Here is a 13,696-nt window from a genome sequence, read left to right as displayed (position 1 = left end):
TTGCCCACAATCCCTCGAAATGCGCTACACTTGCGCCCATGGAATGGACCGACGAAGGCATCGTGCTGGGGGTGCGGCGGCATGGCGAAAGTAGCGCCATCGTCGAACTGCTGACACGCGAGCACGGCCGCCATCTCGGCCTCGTGCGCGGCGGCGCCGGCTCGCGGATGCGTCCGCTTTTGCAGCCGGGGAACACCGTCCGGGCGGTGTGGCGGGCCCGCCTCGACGAGCATCTCGGCACCTATGCGATTGAGGGCCTGAAGCTGCGCGCAGCGACGCTGCTGGCATCGTCCCACGGCGTCTATGGTGTCACCCATCTCGGCTCGATCGCGCGGCTCCTTCCGGAACGCGACCCGCACGGGGAGATCTTCGCGATGCTCGAGCATTCGCTCGACGATTTCGACGATGTCGGCAGCGCCGCCGTGCACGTGATTCATTTCGAGCTGGCGATGCTCTCCGAGCTCGGCTTCGGGCTGGCGCTGGAAAACTGCGCGGTGACCGGGGAGACGACGGACCTGATCTACGTCTCGCCAAAATCCGGCGGCGCGGTGTCGCGCACCGCAGGTGAGCCATGGCGCGACCGGCTGTTGCGGCTGCCCCCGTTCCTTCGCCAGCGCGAGATGCACGCCGACCTCACCGATCAGGATCTCCAGGATGGGTTTCGACTGACCGGCCTGTTCCTGCTGCGCCATGTGCTGGAACCGCGCGGGCAGGGCCATTCCGACGCGCGGGCCGGCTTTATCAACGCGCTGACACGGCAACAGGCGCGAGCGGCGGTTCCAGCGCCATGAGCTGGTCGCGGATCTGCATTGTGCAAAGAAAAGGCAACTTAGGAGGAACAAAACCGGGTTTCCCGGATTGGCCTTTCGGGTTCCACCCCGGGGATAATCTGATGCTGATCAAGGGATTTGTGATCGCGGCAGCGCTGATGGCGCTGGCGCCGGACGCCCTCGCAGGCGAGCAACCGGGACTGTTTCGCCGCGCCTCCTGCACTGTCGTCAGATACTATGTGGCCAAATATTCGGCTGCTGCCGCAGAGGCATGGGCGCGGTCCAAGGGCGCGACCGAGGCTGAGATCGAGACGGCCCGGCACTGCCTGACCCATGCGCCCGCCGGGACACAGGCCAAAAATCCGCAAACCACCCCGACCTTCACCGCTGGCTGGGCCGGGCAATAGCGACCGCCCCGGAACCAATCGATCCTTGCCCGATTCGCTCCCACGGTTTAACCGGGCGGCATGGGAAAACGATTGATTCCGCCGGAAGAACCGGCCGAAATTCACGATGTGCCGCTGCGCGACGCGCTGGAAGAGCGCTATCTCGCTTATGCGCTCTCCACCATCATGCACCGCGCGCTGCCGGATGCGCGCGACGGCCTGAAGCCGGTTCACCGGCGTATTCTCTATGGCATGCGCCTGCTCAGGCTCGATCCGGGCTCGGGATTCAAGAAATCCGCAAAAATCGTCGGCGACGTGATGGGCTCGTTCCATCCGCACGGCGACCAGGCGATCTACGATGCCATGGTACGCTTGGCGCAGGATTTCTCCTCGCGCTATCCGCTGGTCGACGGCCAGGGCAATTTTGGCAATATCGACGGCGATAACCCCGCCGCCTACCGCTACACCGAAGCCCGCATGACCGACGTCGCGCGGCTTCTGCTCGACGGCATCGACGAGGACGGCGTCGAATTCCGCCCCAACTACGACGGCCAGTCGAAAGAGCCGGTCGTGCTGCCCGGCGGATTTCCCAACCTGCTCGCCAACGGTGCGCAGGGCATCGCCGTCGGCATGGCGACCTCGATCCCGCCGCACAACGCCGCCGAGCTCTGCGATGCCGCCCTGCATCTGATCGAGAAGCCCGACGCGAAATCCAAGGCGTTGCTGAAATGGGTCAAGGGTCCGGATTTCCCGACCGGCGGCATCATCGTCGATTCCAAGCAGGCGATTGCCGAGGCCTACACGACTGGCCGCGGCTCGTTCCGCGTTCGCGCCAGGTGGGAGCAGGAGGAGGGTGCCCGCAACACCTGGGTGGTCGTGATCACCGAGATTCCGTTCCTGGTGCAGAAGTCGCGCCTGGTTGAAAAGATCGCCGAGCTTCTGGATCAGAAGAAGTTGCCGCTGGTCGGCGATTTCCGAGACGAGTCCGCCGAAGACGTCCGTCTCGTGATCGAGCCGAAGTCGAAGAACGTCGATCCTGCTTTGATGATGGAGTCGCTGTTCCGGCTGACCGAGCTGGAAAGCAAGATCCCGCTGAATCTCAACGTGCTGCTGAAAGGCCGGGTCCCCAAGGTGGTCGGCCTCGCCGAGGCCCTGCGCGAATGGCTCGACCATTTGCGTGACGTGCTGATCCGCCGCACCAATTATCGCAAGGCGCAGATCGAGAACCGGCTGGAGGTTCTCGGCGGCCTGCTGATCGCCTATCTCAACATCGACGAGGTGATCAGGATCATCCGTACCGAGGATGAGCCCAAGCCGGCGTTGATGAAGGCGTTCAAGCTGACCGAGGTGCAGACCGAAGCCATCCTCAACATGCGGCTGCGCTCCTTGCGCAAGCTCGAGGAGATGGAGATCCGCACCGAGGAGAAGAACCTCCGCAGCGAACTCAAGGGCATCAACGCGCTGCTCGCCTCCGAACCCGAGCAGTGGAGGAAGGTTGCGGAACAGGTTGGCAAGGTCCGCGACATGTTCGGACCGAAGACGCCGCTCGGCAAGCGCCGCAGCACCTTTGCGGACGCGCCCGAGCACGATCTTGCCGCGATCGAGGAGGCCTTCGTCGAGCGCGAGCCGGTTACTGTCGTCGTCTCCGACAAGGGCTGGATCCGCACCTTGAAGGGCCATGTCGAGGATCTCTCGGGGCTGGCCTTCAAGCAGGACGACAAGCTTGGCCTTGCCTTCTTCGCCGAGACCACCTCGAAGCTGCTGCTGTTCGCCACCAACGGCAAGTTTTACTCGCTCGACGTCGCCAAACTGCCCGGCGGCCGCGGTCACGGCGAGCCGATCCGCCAGTTCATCGACCTCGAGCCTGAGGCCGCTCCCGTCGTGCTGTTCGTCAACAAGGGCGGGCGCAAATTCCTGGTCGCGAGCCACGAGGGCCAGGGCTTTGTCGTCAACGAGGACGATTGCGTCGGCACCACCAAGAAGGGCAAGCAGGTCCTCAACGTCGACATGCCGAACGAGGCGTGCGCAATCACGGAGGTGCTCGGTGACACCGTCGCGGTGATCGGCGAGAACCGCAAGATGTTGATCTTCCCGCTCGACCAAGTCTCGGAAATGGCGCGCGGCCGCGGTACGCGGCTGCAGAAGTACAAGGATGGAGGTCTCTCCGACATCGCCGTGTTCGACGCCAAGGCGGGCCTGACCTGGAAGGACTCCGCCGGTCGCGAATTCTCGGCCACCATGAAGGAGCTCGCCGAGTGGCAGGGTAGCCGCGGCGACGCAGGCCGCCTGCCGCCGAAGGGTTTCCCGAAATCGAACAAGTTCGGCAGGGTGATCGGGTAGGGTGAGAGCGTCGCTTCGCTCGCAATGACGGGGAGGAGGCACGGTCTTGCTTTGATGGCCGGTTTGCCCAATCCGATGCCGTCCGCTATCCCGGTTCTCTGCAACGTTGAGAACTAGCCCATGTACGATGTCATTGTGGTCGGCGGCGGCTCTGCCGGTGCTGCGGTTGCGGCGCGGCTCTCCGAAGAACCCGCACGCCGCGTGCTGCTGCTCGAAGCAGGGCTCGATTGGCGCGCCGACGAGGCGCCCTGGGAAGTGATGACGCCCAATCCCATTCCGATCATCCACAAGCGCGAGTTTCAGGAGAAATGGCAGTGGCCGAATCTGCTGACGCGCCGCGTGGCCGGGCAGGAGCCGCGCTTCTACTGGCGCGGCAAGGGTCTCGGCGGCTCATCGATGATGAACGGTCAGATCGCCATCCGCGGCGTCGCCAATGCATTCGACGAATGGGCAGCCAATGGCTGCATCGGATGGTCGGCCAGGGATGTGATGCCGCTGTTCTCGGTGATCGAGGACGATCTCGAATTCGGCGACGCCCCGGGACATGGACGCGGCGGACCGTTGCCGGTCTATCGCGCGCCGCCGGAAAAATGGGGCCCGATCGATCGCGGCTTGCGCGATGCGGCGCTGGCGAGCGGCTATCCCTGGTGCGCCGACCTCAACGGTCCCGACGGAGAGGGCGTCGCCTGCTATCCCATCAACAGCCGCGACAGCCGCCGCATCACGACCAACGAGGGTTATCTGGAGCCCGCGCGCGGTCGCGCCAATCTGGAGATTCGCGGCCATGCGCTGGTCGATCGCGTGCTGATCAGGGAAGGTCGGGCGACCGGTCTCCGCGTGCACATTGAGGGGCAGGGCACGAGCGAGATCAGCACGCGCCAGATCGTGCTCTGCGCCGGCGCGATCCACAGCCCGGCGATCCTGTTGCGCTCGGGCGTCGGACCGGCCGGCGAGTTGAAGGCGATCGGGATTGCGGTCCAGCAGGACTTGCCGGTCGGCCGGCACTTCTTCGACCACCCGCTGTTTCGCGCGACCATTCAGCTCCGCGAGGACCTCAGGCCCACCGATCCGGACACCCGCCACACCAATTGTTGCGTGACCTATTCCTCGGGCCTCGCCGGTGGCGGCAAGCGCGACATGATCCTGATCGCCTTCAATCATCGCGGCATCGGCGTGCCCGGAGCGATCGGCGCCGGGCTGTTCAACGCCTATTCGCGCGGCACGCTGAAGCTGGCCTCGGTCGATCCCGAGGTCGATCCGATCGTCGAGGAGAACATGCTGGCCGATCCTCGCGACATGCTGCGCATGATGGATGCCGTGCGACGGCTCGCGGTGATCACCTCCCGGCCGGCGCTGGCCGGTATCGCCGACTGGATAAAGCTGGCCGACACCGAGCTGACGCTGCCGCAAGCAGCAGGGCTGCCTGATCACGAGCTCGATGCGTTGCTGCGCCGTGAAACCGGCGACATCCAGCACGCGGCCGGCAGCTGCCGCATGAGCGGCTTCAAGGACACCGACGGCGTGGTCAATCCCGACGGCAGCGTGAAAGGCATCGCGGGCTTGCGCGTCGCCGACGCGTCAATCATGCCGTCGGATTGCCGGGCCAACACCCACTTCACGACAGTGGTGATCGGCGAGGCGATCGCGCGGATGATGATGCGATAGTCCAACACGCCCATCGCCGACGCGGATGTAACGGTGAGGACCTAGCGTTCGACGGCCAAGCCGAACAGCGGCCGAAGCTGCGTTCCCAGGATATTGCCGAGGAAAGCCGCGACCAGCCAGCACCAGCCGTGCAGGCTGCCGGAGGCGATCCCGCTGAAATAAGCGCCGATATTGCAGCCATAGGCCAGCCTGGCACCATACCCGAGAAGCAGGCCGCCGAGGATAGCGGCGACCAGCGAGCGGCCGGAGATGCGCCAGGTCGGATTGAACTTGCCGGCCAGGCCTGCCGCCAGCAACGCCCCGATGATGATGCCGAAATCCATCACGGAAGTGACATCCGCGAAGATGCTCTGGTGGAGCGATAAAGCGCGGGCGCCCTGCCAATAGGACCATGACGCCACGTCGACGCCGAAGCCCATCAGGACCTTCGATCCCCAGAGCGCAAAGGCCGAGGTGATGCCCCATGGCCGCCCTGCAAGATAGAGCGTGGCGAAATTGCCGATCGCAAGCAGAACCGCGCCCCACAGCAGCGGCCATGGCCCCTGCATGAAACGGCGCGCGCCGCGCAGCTTCGTCCGCGCTCCCGGCTCAAGGTCGCCGTGCTGCCGGATCTCGGCCATTCTGGTCAGGACATAGATGGCGGCCATCACGGCCCAGCACAGCACAAGCGCCGGCAGCCATCCCAAGCCCTCGATCAACGACACTGTCCCGACGTTCGGGAGCGCACTCCACCACGGCAGATGCAACGCCCCCAGAGTAGATCCGGCAATGAAGGCTGCGAGCGTCACCAGCATCCGGGTGTTGCCGCCGCCGGCGGTATACAGCGTTCCCGAGGCGCAGCCGCCGCCGAGCTGCATTCCGAGGCCGAACAGAAATGCCCCGGTCACCATGCCGATGCCGACCGCGCCAAGTTCGCCGTGCACGGCCTCGCCGAACAGCGAGCCTTGCGCCAAGGCGGGGAAGAATAGAGCTGTCGCCAGCGCAAGCATGACCATTTGCGCGCGGAGTCCCGCGCCTCTTCGGGTCACGATAAAGACACGCCAAGCCGAGGTGAACCCGAACAGCGCATGGTACAGCGTCAGGCCGAGTGCGCCTCCGAGAAGAAACAACCATCCTTGACGCCAGGAGATCGTGCCTGACAAAGCTACTGCGCCGGCGAGAAGAATTGCTGCGGCGACAGCAACGATGGTGAGATTGGCGCCGTGCCGATCATTGTCAGGAGCAAGCAACCGCGCATCGATGGACAGATCAGTCATGTCTTCACCGGAAGGAACCTCCTCGTGGCAATGGGAGCTAACCTTGATGAACACGCACTGTTCCAATTCTCTCGCCGTTCCAAGCGCGAGTCGATTTGTCTTGGAATTTATCTTGGAACAAGTCCAATGAGCGACAAGGGCCTTCGGTTGGCTTTGTTCCGATCGCCCGAAGCCTTGCTAAATCAGCCCCGCCAGTCGCAGCGCCACGCCTGCCGCACAGCTGCCGGCGAGCACGGTCAGCATGCCGAGCTTGAAACGGAAGATCGCGGTCGCGGCTGCGATCGAGAGCACGAGCGCTGGAATATCGACGCTGGTCAGCACCGGCCGGTCGAAGGCGAACGGGAAGGCCTGGACCGGCACGGTCTCGCGGAACAGCGTGTGCAGCGCGAACCAGATCGAGAGGTTGAGGATCACCCCGACGACCGCAGCCGTGATTGCGCTGAGCGCGCCGGCAAGGCCGGTGTTGCCGCGCAGCCGCTCGATGTAGGGGGCGCCGGCGAAAATCCAGAGAAAGCAGGGCGTGAACGTGACCCAGGTCGCGAGCAGCCCGCCGAGCGTGGCGGCCAGCATCGGCGACAAGCCGCTGGCGTCGCGGTAGGCCGCCATGAATCCCACGAACTGTAGCACCATGATCAGCGGACCGGGCGTGGTCTCGGCCATGCCGAGGCCGTCGAGCATCTCGTGCGGCTTGAGCCAGTGATAATGCTCGACCGCCTGCTGGGCGACGTAGGCCAGCACCGCGTAGGCGCCGCCGAACGTGACCAGCGCCATTTTCGAGAAGAACAGCGCGATCTGGCTGAACACGTTGGCCTGTCCGAGGGCCAGAAGCAGCGCGATCACCGGAATGAGCCAGAGCGCCAGCCAGAGCGCGCCGACGCGGATGGTGCGGGCGGTGTCGGGGCGGACGTGATCGGGCACGGCTTCGCCGAGCATGCTGTCGATCAAGGCGGCGCCGCCGCCATGGCCGTGACCGGCCGGCGCGAATTCCGGGCGGCCGCTTCTTGCGCCGATATAGCCGATCACGCCGGCGGCGATGATGATGATCGGGAAGGGAACAGCGAAGAAGAAGATCGCGACGAAGGCGATCGCGGCCAGCGCAATCATGATGCGGTTCTTCAGCGCGCGCTTGCCGACCCGCACCACGGCCTCGATCACGATGGCGAGGACCGCGGCCTTGAGCCCGAAAAACAACGCCTCGACGAAGCTGACATTGCCGAAGGCGGCGTAGACGTAGCTCAGGCCCATGATGGCGATGATGCCGGGCAGGATGAATAGCCCACCGGCCATCAGCCCGCCGGCGGTGCGATGCATCAGCCAGCCGATATAGGTGGCGAGCTGCTGTGCTTCCGGACCCGGCAGCAGCATGCAGTAGTTCAGCGCATGCAGGAAGCGGCCTTCGGAGATCCAGTTCTTCTCCTCGACCAGGATGCGGTGCATCACCGCGATCTGGCCCGCGGGCCCGCCGAAACTCAGACAGGCGACCCGGAGCCAGACGCGAAACGCTTCAGCGAAGCTGATGCCGTGACCGGCATCAGCTTCTGCCTGGACCGCGCGAGTATCCATTACGGCTTCGCCTTGTTGGTCGGCCAGTTGTGGGTCTCGCCGGTGGCGTCACGGCACCAGCGGTAGAAGGCGTCGTAGAGCAGCATGCCCGCCTCGAGCTGTTCGAGATCGTCGTCATACATCCGTGACAGCCCGAGCGAAGCGGCGAGCAGGCCGGGAGCCTCCGGCGCGAGATCGGGCCGCGCGGTGTCGGCGCCGCGCACCAGCGTGGCGAGCCGGAGCAGCGGCGGCGCGGCGATCCCGAACTCCTCGATCATCACGTCGAACGTGCAGAGTTCGCCACGGTGGCTCCAGAACACGTTCTCGATATCAAAGGGCGCGGCGTTGAAGCGTTCGCCGACGGCGACCACTTCGGAAGGTGCCACGAACAGGAATACCGCATTGGGATCGACGAAACGCCGGATCAGCCAGGGGCAGGCGATGCGGTCGACTTTTGGCCGCGCCCGCGTCACCCAGACGGTGCGTCCCTTGGCGTCGCGCGGCGGCAGCTTGCGGGTGTCGACGAGCGGCAGCTTTGCGGCTTTCCAGCCCTCGAAGCCGCCTTCTAGCGTCTCGGCCCGGACGCCGAGTTGCCTGAGCCAGGCCGCGGTGCCCTGCGCAAGCTTTTCGCCGCGGAAGCACGAGACGATCGCGGAGCGGCCGGCGAAGTCGGCGCCCCAGTCCGAGACTTTCTCGTGGCTGAGCTTGATGGAGCCCGGGATCAACCGCCGGTCGGCGGCAAAATCCTCGTCCGTGCGCACGTCGATCAGGGCAGGGGCGTTCGCCGTGCCAATCAGCCGTGCCAGTTTGTCAGATGATATCGTCGTGTAGGAAGACATGATGCGCCCTCGTAAAATCAAACGGGACGCGATACTTGGGCATGTCGCCTCGTGGGGAGATCGCTCAAATCCCCATGGGCTTCATTACACCGAAACACCACCGGCCTGTCAATCGGCTCGTTTCGCCGATTTTGCCCCGGAACACCTGCAGGTCTATATTGCGGTCGACACGCCGGACCTTCTCGGAGAATTTTCGATGCATTCCCATTCCATCGATCAATGGACCCATGAGCACGCCTTCCTGGGCGAGAAGCATGACGAGAACGAGCGGCGCACCTGGCTGGTCGTCGTCCTGACGCTGGTCATGATGGTCGCCGAGATCGTCGGCGGCTCGCTGTTCGGCTCGATGGCGCTGCTCGCCGACGGCTGGCACATGGGCACCCATGCGGCGGCGCTCGGCATTGCCGCGTTCGCCTACCGCTTCGCACGGCGGCACCTGGGCAACGCGCATTTCACCTTCGGCACCGGCAAGTTCGGCGATCTCGCCGCCTTCTCCAGCGCGATCATTCTCGGCTTGATCGCGGTCGAGATCGCTTACGAGAGCGTGCTGCGGCTGTTCACGCCGGTGCCGATCGTCTACGGCGAAGCGATAGCGGTCGCAGCCCTTGGGCTGTGCGTCAATCTCGCTAGCGCGTGGCTGTTGCGCGGCAGCCATGATCACCATCACCACGGACATGATCACGGCCACGGTCATGCGCATCATGATCACGACCATGATCATCACCATCATCACGACAACAATCTTCGCGCGGCTTACGTGCATGTCATGGCGGATGCGGCAACCTCTGTGCTGGCGATCGGCGCGCTTGCGGTTGCGATGTATTCGGGATGGGTCTGGGCCGATCCGGCCGTCGGCCTGATCGGCAGCGCGGTGATCGCGAGCTGGGCGTTCGGGCTCGTCAAGAGCTCGGGTGCGGTGCTGCTCGACGTGCGCGCCGACGAGAAGCTGGAGCGGGTGATCCGCGCCCGCATGGAGGTTGGCGACGACCGTGTCACCGATCTGCATCTCTGGCAGGTCGGCCCCGGTCATTGCGCCGTGCTGGTCTCGGTGGTGTCGGACAAGCCGAAGCAACCGGCCGTCTACAAGAAGCGCCTTGCCGGGTTGAAGAGGCTCAGCCACGTCACCGTCGAGGTCGAAACCTGCCCGCATTGATGTGATCGGCGGAACCGGAATTCTGGAGAGAGGCCGGGGTTGATCCCCGGTCGCAGCATGCCCAACCGCTGCAAGGAGAGACCAAGGATGATGCCCAGGATCGCGAAGATCGCATTCGCTCTCACCGTCACCGCGCTCGCGCTGTCCAGCCATACGGTCGCGGCACAGGAAAAGCCGGGCGTCGAAAAGCTCTACATCCTCAATTGCGGGGAAGGTATCACGAGTGACGTGTCGCGCTGGACACCGGGCATGAACGAGGGCAAGCCCATGGCGTTCGTCGACACCTGCTATCTGATCAGGCACAGCAAAGGCTGGTTCCTATGGGACACTGGGGTTCCGGACGCGGTTGCGTCGATGCCCAATGGCCTTGTTCCCTCGGATCCCAAGGCGACGGTCTGGCGCAGGCCGAAGACGCTCGCGGTCCAGCTCGACCAGCTCGGCGTCAAGCCCGGCGACATCAAGTGGATGGGCGTCTCGCACACCCATCCGGACCATACCGGGAATGTCGAGATGTTTCCGCAGGCCATACTCTACGTGCAGAAGGTCGAATATGACTGGCCCGGGGCCAACAACGAGCCGCGCTTCAAGCCCTCGCATCCCGTCGAGCTGTTGTCGGGCGACCAGGACGTGTTCGGCGATGGCAGCCTGACCATCCTGTCGACGCCCGGACACACGCCTGGACACCAATCGTTGCTGGTGAAATTGCCAAAGACCGGCGCTGTGGTCCTGTCAGGTGATGCCGTCCATTTCAAGAGCAACTGGGATAACCGCGTGGTGCCGGGCATGAACGTCAGCAAGGACCAGACGCTCGCCTCGATGCAGAAGATCGCCGACACGCTCGACAAGGAGAAGGCGCAGCTCTGGATTAACCACGACAAGGCGCAGCGCGACACCCAGAAGATGTCGCCGGAGTTTTACGACTGACGCGCGATTAGCCTTTCGGCGCGGTGACCGCCGGCGAGCTCGCGTCCGGCGTCTTCTTTGGTTTCAGCGTGCCGGCGTAGAAGGAGACGAGCCAGACCAGGATGATGGCGAGGAAATAGACGCCCCAGGCCTGCGGTGGCGTCGTCGCCCAGCGCAGCAGGCCTTTGAACGTGCGAGGCGGACGGTTGTCTTCGGTCATGGTGCGCTTGTGCGCGAAAGCAGCAGTGCGGTCAATCCGGCCGCGGCTCGGCGCGGATCATGAACAGAGCGGTCAGCGCCGAGAGGCTGAGCGCGGATGAGACCATCAGCACCTTGGCTCCCATGACGTCGATGAGCAGCCCGAAAGCCAGCGGCGCCATCGCCTGCGCCATCCGCGCCGGCGCGCCGATGATTCCGAGCCGGTAGCCGAAATCCTTTGGGCCGAAGATCGACAGCGGCAGCGTGCCGCGTGCGATGGTGAGAATGCCGTTGCCCGAGCCGTGGAACAGCGCGAACGCGCTCGCCGCCGCGCCGCCGAAGATCGCCACGACCACCGCGCCGATCGGATGCGTCAGGCAGGCGAGCCGCGTTGACCACAGCGGATGAAAGCGGCTCAGGAAGCCGGCTTCGAGCAGGCGGGCGCCGACTTGCGCGGGCCCGATCAGCGCGCCGGCCGCGATCGCTTCGACCGGCGTCGCGCCCGTCGTCTCCAGAATACGCGGAAAATGCGCGGCCATCGCGCCGGTGACGGTCCAGACCGCGGCGAAGACGAAGGCGAGCAGGATCATGGTGCGATCGAGCGGTACGTGCGGCTTTTCCGCGGTCGCCGCGGTCTGCCTTGCGCCCTTGACCGGCGGCAGCATGAAGAAGTTGAGGGGGAGGCCGATCAGGATGTTGGCGGCCGCCCAGGCGAAACAGGTCTCGCGCCAGCCGATATGGGCGAGCCCCCAGGCCGTGAGCGGCCAGCCGACCGTCGAGGCAAAGCCCGCCATCAGCGTGATGCCGGTGATGGGCCTGCGCGCCTCGGTGCCATAGATGCGGCCGAGCGCGGCGAAGGCGGCATCGTAAAGCCCTGTCGCCATGCCGAGGCCGAGCACGAGCCAGGCGATCACCATCACCGTGACCGATTGCGAGAGGCCGAGCAGCGCGAGGCCGGCGGCAATCATCAGGTTCGAGGCGGACAGCACCTGCCGTCCGCCGACGAGGTCGATCTGCCGTCCGATCCGCGGGCCGAGCAGCGCGGAGATCACCAGCGAGGCCGAAAACGCGCCAAAGATCCAGTTCGAGGAGACGCCGAGATCGCGCGCCATGGGATCCGCGATCAGTGCGGGCAAATAGTAGCTCGAGGCCCAGGCCAGTGTCTGCGTGGTGCCGAGCGTCACGATGATCGGAAGCTGGCGCTGGCTCATATCCCTGTGCTTCTGGTCGGTGATCTCATCGGTTCCGTTTGCAGCGATGGCGAGGGCGCGTCAACAGCATCCGCGGCATACTCACCCTGCTGTGGGCGGGAGCCTTGGTTGTGCGACGTCGGCGCGCGACCTTTCGCTCGTCACGAATGCACGCCATAATGGCGTATGCAATTGACCTCGCGCCTTGCGCTGATGAACTGGTTGGCCGCCAGGGGCTCACCGGCCTGCCCGAACCCGAACTGCTGCGTGGCTTCTGCGAGCGCTGCCGCGCCGAGGGGCTGGAACTCTCGCGTGGGCTGGTCGTCATCGATACGCTGCACCCGATCTATGAGGGTCGCGCGTTCCGCTGGAGCGATACTCCGAGCAACGAGAGCGACGTCGTCGAATACGGCTCGACGGCCGAGGGCGACGCAGCGAAGAATTGGCGCCGATCGGTGTTCTATCATTTGCTGGAGCATGGTCACGACGAGATGGTGATCGACCTCGCCGACGCGCCCTCGCTCGATTTCTCGCAAATCGGCGACCTCGCCGAAACGGGTCACCGCCATTTTCTGGCTTTTGTACACCGCTTCGGGGAGACCGGAGCGCTCGGGCAGATGGACTGCCTCTACTCCTACTGGACGACGCGACGCGAGGTTGGCTTTACCGAAGCCGAGCTCGCCGCGCTGCGCGATGTGGTGCAGGTGCTGGGACTCGCGATCAAATCGGCGCAGCAGGTCGACATCGTGCGCACGCTCGGCCGCGTCTATCTCGGCCGCGATGCGTCAGAGCAGGTCTTGCGCGGACGTATCTCGCGCGGCGTCACCGAGCGCATCAATGCCGTGCTCTGGTATTCGGATCTGCGCGGCTCGACCGGGATCAGCGAGAGCATCGGCCCCGACGAGATTATCCCGTTCCTGAACGATTATGCGCAAGCCGTGATCGATGCGATCCACGATGCCGGCGGCGACGTGCTGAAACTGATCGGCGACGGCGTGCTCGCGATGTTCACCGGTGAGGATATGGCGCATGCGCGGCGCGCCGGGCTACGGGCCGAGCACCTGTTCCGCAAGAACGTCGCAGCGCTGAATGCGCGCCGGGAAGCGGATGGCCGTCCCACCACGTCGGCCTATATCGGCTTGCATGTCGGCGAGGTCCTTTACGGCAATATCGGCAGCGAGGACCGGCTGGACTTCACGGTGGTTGGCCCGACCGTGAACGAGGTCAGCCGGATCGCCTCGATGAGCCGCTCGGTCGATCGCGAAGTGCTGGCGTCGGCCGAGTTCTACAAGGGCCTCGACACCGCCGGCCGACGCTATCTCGTCTCCACCGGTCGCTACGCCCTGCGTGGCATCGGCCGCGCGCAGGATCTCTACACGCTCGATCCGGAGATCGACGTGAGCGGGCCGGTGACGGGGAGTTACGAGCGGTATCTGTCGAACTAGTCCAACTAC

The 13,696-nt window shown here is 64.9% G+C and carries 11 protein-coding genes and 1 pseudogene; 7 read left to right on the top strand and 5 right to left on the bottom strand.

What is annotated here, in order from left to right; translation table 11 throughout:
* Positions 1–38: 38 nt before the first annotated feature.
* The 4 genes from recO (at position 39) to AC0L2O_RS20410 (ending at position 5,161) form a co-directional block, all read left to right on the top strand.
* On the top strand, positions 39–791 hold the full coding sequence (gene recO / locus AC0L2O_RS20425; RefSeq protein WP_409188370.1) for a DNA repair protein RecO: 753 nt from the start codon (positions 39–41) through the stop codon (positions 789–791).
* Between the two features lie 101 nt (positions 792–892).
* The gene (locus AC0L2O_RS20420) at positions 893–1,177 is read left to right on the top strand and encodes a hypothetical protein (protein ID WP_473370962.1); all 285 of its coding nucleotides are present in this window, start codon (positions 893–895) and stop codon (positions 1,175–1,177) included.
* Positions 1,178–1,237: 60 nt separating this feature from the next.
* Positions 1,238–3,496: a DNA topoisomerase IV subunit A gene (parC, locus tag AC0L2O_RS20415; RefSeq protein ID WP_473370961.1), complete on the top strand. Its 2,259-nt coding sequence runs from the start codon at positions 1,238–1,240 to the stop codon at positions 3,494–3,496.
* Positions 3,497–3,616: 120 nt separating this feature from the next.
* Positions 3,617–5,161 (top strand): GMC family oxidoreductase, encoded by a 1,545-nt coding sequence (locus AC0L2O_RS20410; protein ID WP_473370960.1) that lies wholly within the window; start codon positions 3,617–3,619, stop codon positions 5,159–5,161.
* 41 nt (positions 5,162–5,202) lie between these two features.
* Here the strand turns inward: AC0L2O_RS20410 and AC0L2O_RS20405 are convergent, their stop codons facing one another.
* The 3 genes from AC0L2O_RS20405 to AC0L2O_RS20395 form a co-directional block, all read right to left on the bottom strand.
* The gene (locus AC0L2O_RS20405) at positions 5,203–6,417 is read right to left on the bottom strand and encodes a YeeE/YedE family protein (protein ID WP_473370959.1); all 1,215 of its coding nucleotides are present in this window, start codon (positions 6,415–6,417) and stop codon (positions 5,203–5,205) included.
* A 177-nt stretch (positions 6,418–6,594) separates the two neighbouring features.
* Positions 6,595–7,980 carry a chromate efflux transporter gene (gene chrA / locus AC0L2O_RS20400; protein ID WP_473370958.1) on the bottom strand — a complete coding sequence of 462 codons (1,386 nt, stop codon included), beginning with the start codon at positions 7,978–7,980 and terminating at the stop codon, positions 6,595–6,597.
* Entirely contained in the window at positions 7,980–8,798 is an 819-nt protein-coding gene (locus AC0L2O_RS20395) for a chromate resistance protein ChrB domain-containing protein (RefSeq protein ID WP_409188373.1), read from the bottom strand. Before AC0L2O_RS20395 ends, chrA begins: the two co-directional genes overlap by 1 nt.
* Before the next feature lie 196 nt (positions 8,799–8,994).
* Here AC0L2O_RS20395 and dmeF point away from each other — a divergent pair, with 196 nt between their 5' ends.
* Positions 8,995–9,951, top strand: coding sequence for a CDF family Co(II)/Ni(II) efflux transporter DmeF (gene dmeF, locus AC0L2O_RS20390; protein WP_473370957.1), 957 nt, complete (start codon positions 8,995–8,997; stop codon positions 9,949–9,951).
* Positions 9,952–10,038: 87 nt separating this feature from the next.
* Positions 10,039–10,875: an N-acyl homoserine lactonase family protein gene (locus AC0L2O_RS20385; protein WP_473370956.1), complete on the top strand. Its 837-nt coding sequence runs from the start codon at positions 10,039–10,041 to the stop codon at positions 10,873–10,875.
* Between the two features lie 7 nt (positions 10,876–10,882).
* Here the strand turns inward: AC0L2O_RS20385 and AC0L2O_RS20380 are convergent, their stop codons facing one another.
* Entirely contained in the window at positions 10,883–11,074 is a 192-nt protein-coding gene (locus tag AC0L2O_RS20380) for a hypothetical protein (RefSeq protein ID WP_473370955.1), read from the bottom strand.
* 31 nt (positions 11,075–11,105) lie between these two features.
* Positions 11,106–12,263 (bottom strand): MFS transporter, encoded by a 1,158-nt coding sequence (locus AC0L2O_RS20375; RefSeq protein WP_473370954.1) that lies wholly within the window; start codon positions 12,261–12,263, stop codon positions 11,106–11,108.
* A gap of 165 nt (positions 12,264–12,428) precedes the next feature.
* Between AC0L2O_RS20375 and AC0L2O_RS20370 the strand changes: the two are divergent.
* Positions 12,429–13,687: pseudogene (locus AC0L2O_RS20370) on the top strand (adenylate/guanylate cyclase domain-containing protein).
* Positions 13,688–13,696 lie beyond the last annotated feature (9 nt).

The sequence above is a fragment of the Bradyrhizobium sp. Kon10 genome (assembly GCF_055807395.1).
Note: the sequence above shows the minus strand (reverse complement) of the source record. Positions and strands in the feature narration are given on the sequence as shown.

Coding starts and splice junctions, on each gene's coding strand:
- recO (WP_409188370.1), top strand. CDS start 39: ATGGAATGGACCGACGAAGGCATCGTGCTGGGGGTGCGGCGGCATGGC.
- AC0L2O_RS20420 (WP_473370962.1), top strand. CDS start 893: ATGCTGATCAAGGGATTTGTGATCGCGGCAGCGCTGATGGCGCTGGCG.
- parC (WP_473370961.1), top strand. CDS start 1,238: ATGGGAAAACGATTGATTCCGCCGGAAGAACCGGCCGAAATTCACGAT.
- AC0L2O_RS20410 (WP_473370960.1), top strand. CDS start 3,617: ATGTACGATGTCATTGTGGTCGGCGGCGGCTCTGCCGGTGCTGCGGTT.
- AC0L2O_RS20405 (WP_473370959.1), bottom strand. CDS start 6,417: ATGACTGATCTGTCCATCGATGCGCGGTTGCTTGCTCCTGACAATGAT.
- chrA (WP_473370958.1), bottom strand. CDS start 7,980: ATGGATACTCGCGCGGTCCAGGCAGAAGCTGATGCCGGTCACGGCATC.
- AC0L2O_RS20395 (WP_409188373.1), bottom strand. CDS start 8,798: ATGTCTTCCTACACGACGATATCATCTGACAAACTGGCACGGCTGATT.
- dmeF (WP_473370957.1), top strand. CDS start 8,995: ATGCATTCCCATTCCATCGATCAATGGACCCATGAGCACGCCTTCCTG.
- AC0L2O_RS20385 (WP_473370956.1), top strand. CDS start 10,039: ATGATGCCCAGGATCGCGAAGATCGCATTCGCTCTCACCGTCACCGCG.
- AC0L2O_RS20380 (WP_473370955.1), bottom strand. CDS start 11,074: ATGACCGAAGACAACCGTCCGCCTCGCACGTTCAAAGGCCTGCTGCGC.
- AC0L2O_RS20375 (WP_473370954.1), bottom strand. CDS start 12,263: ATGAGCCAGCGCCAGCTTCCGATCATCGTGACGCTCGGCACCACGCAG.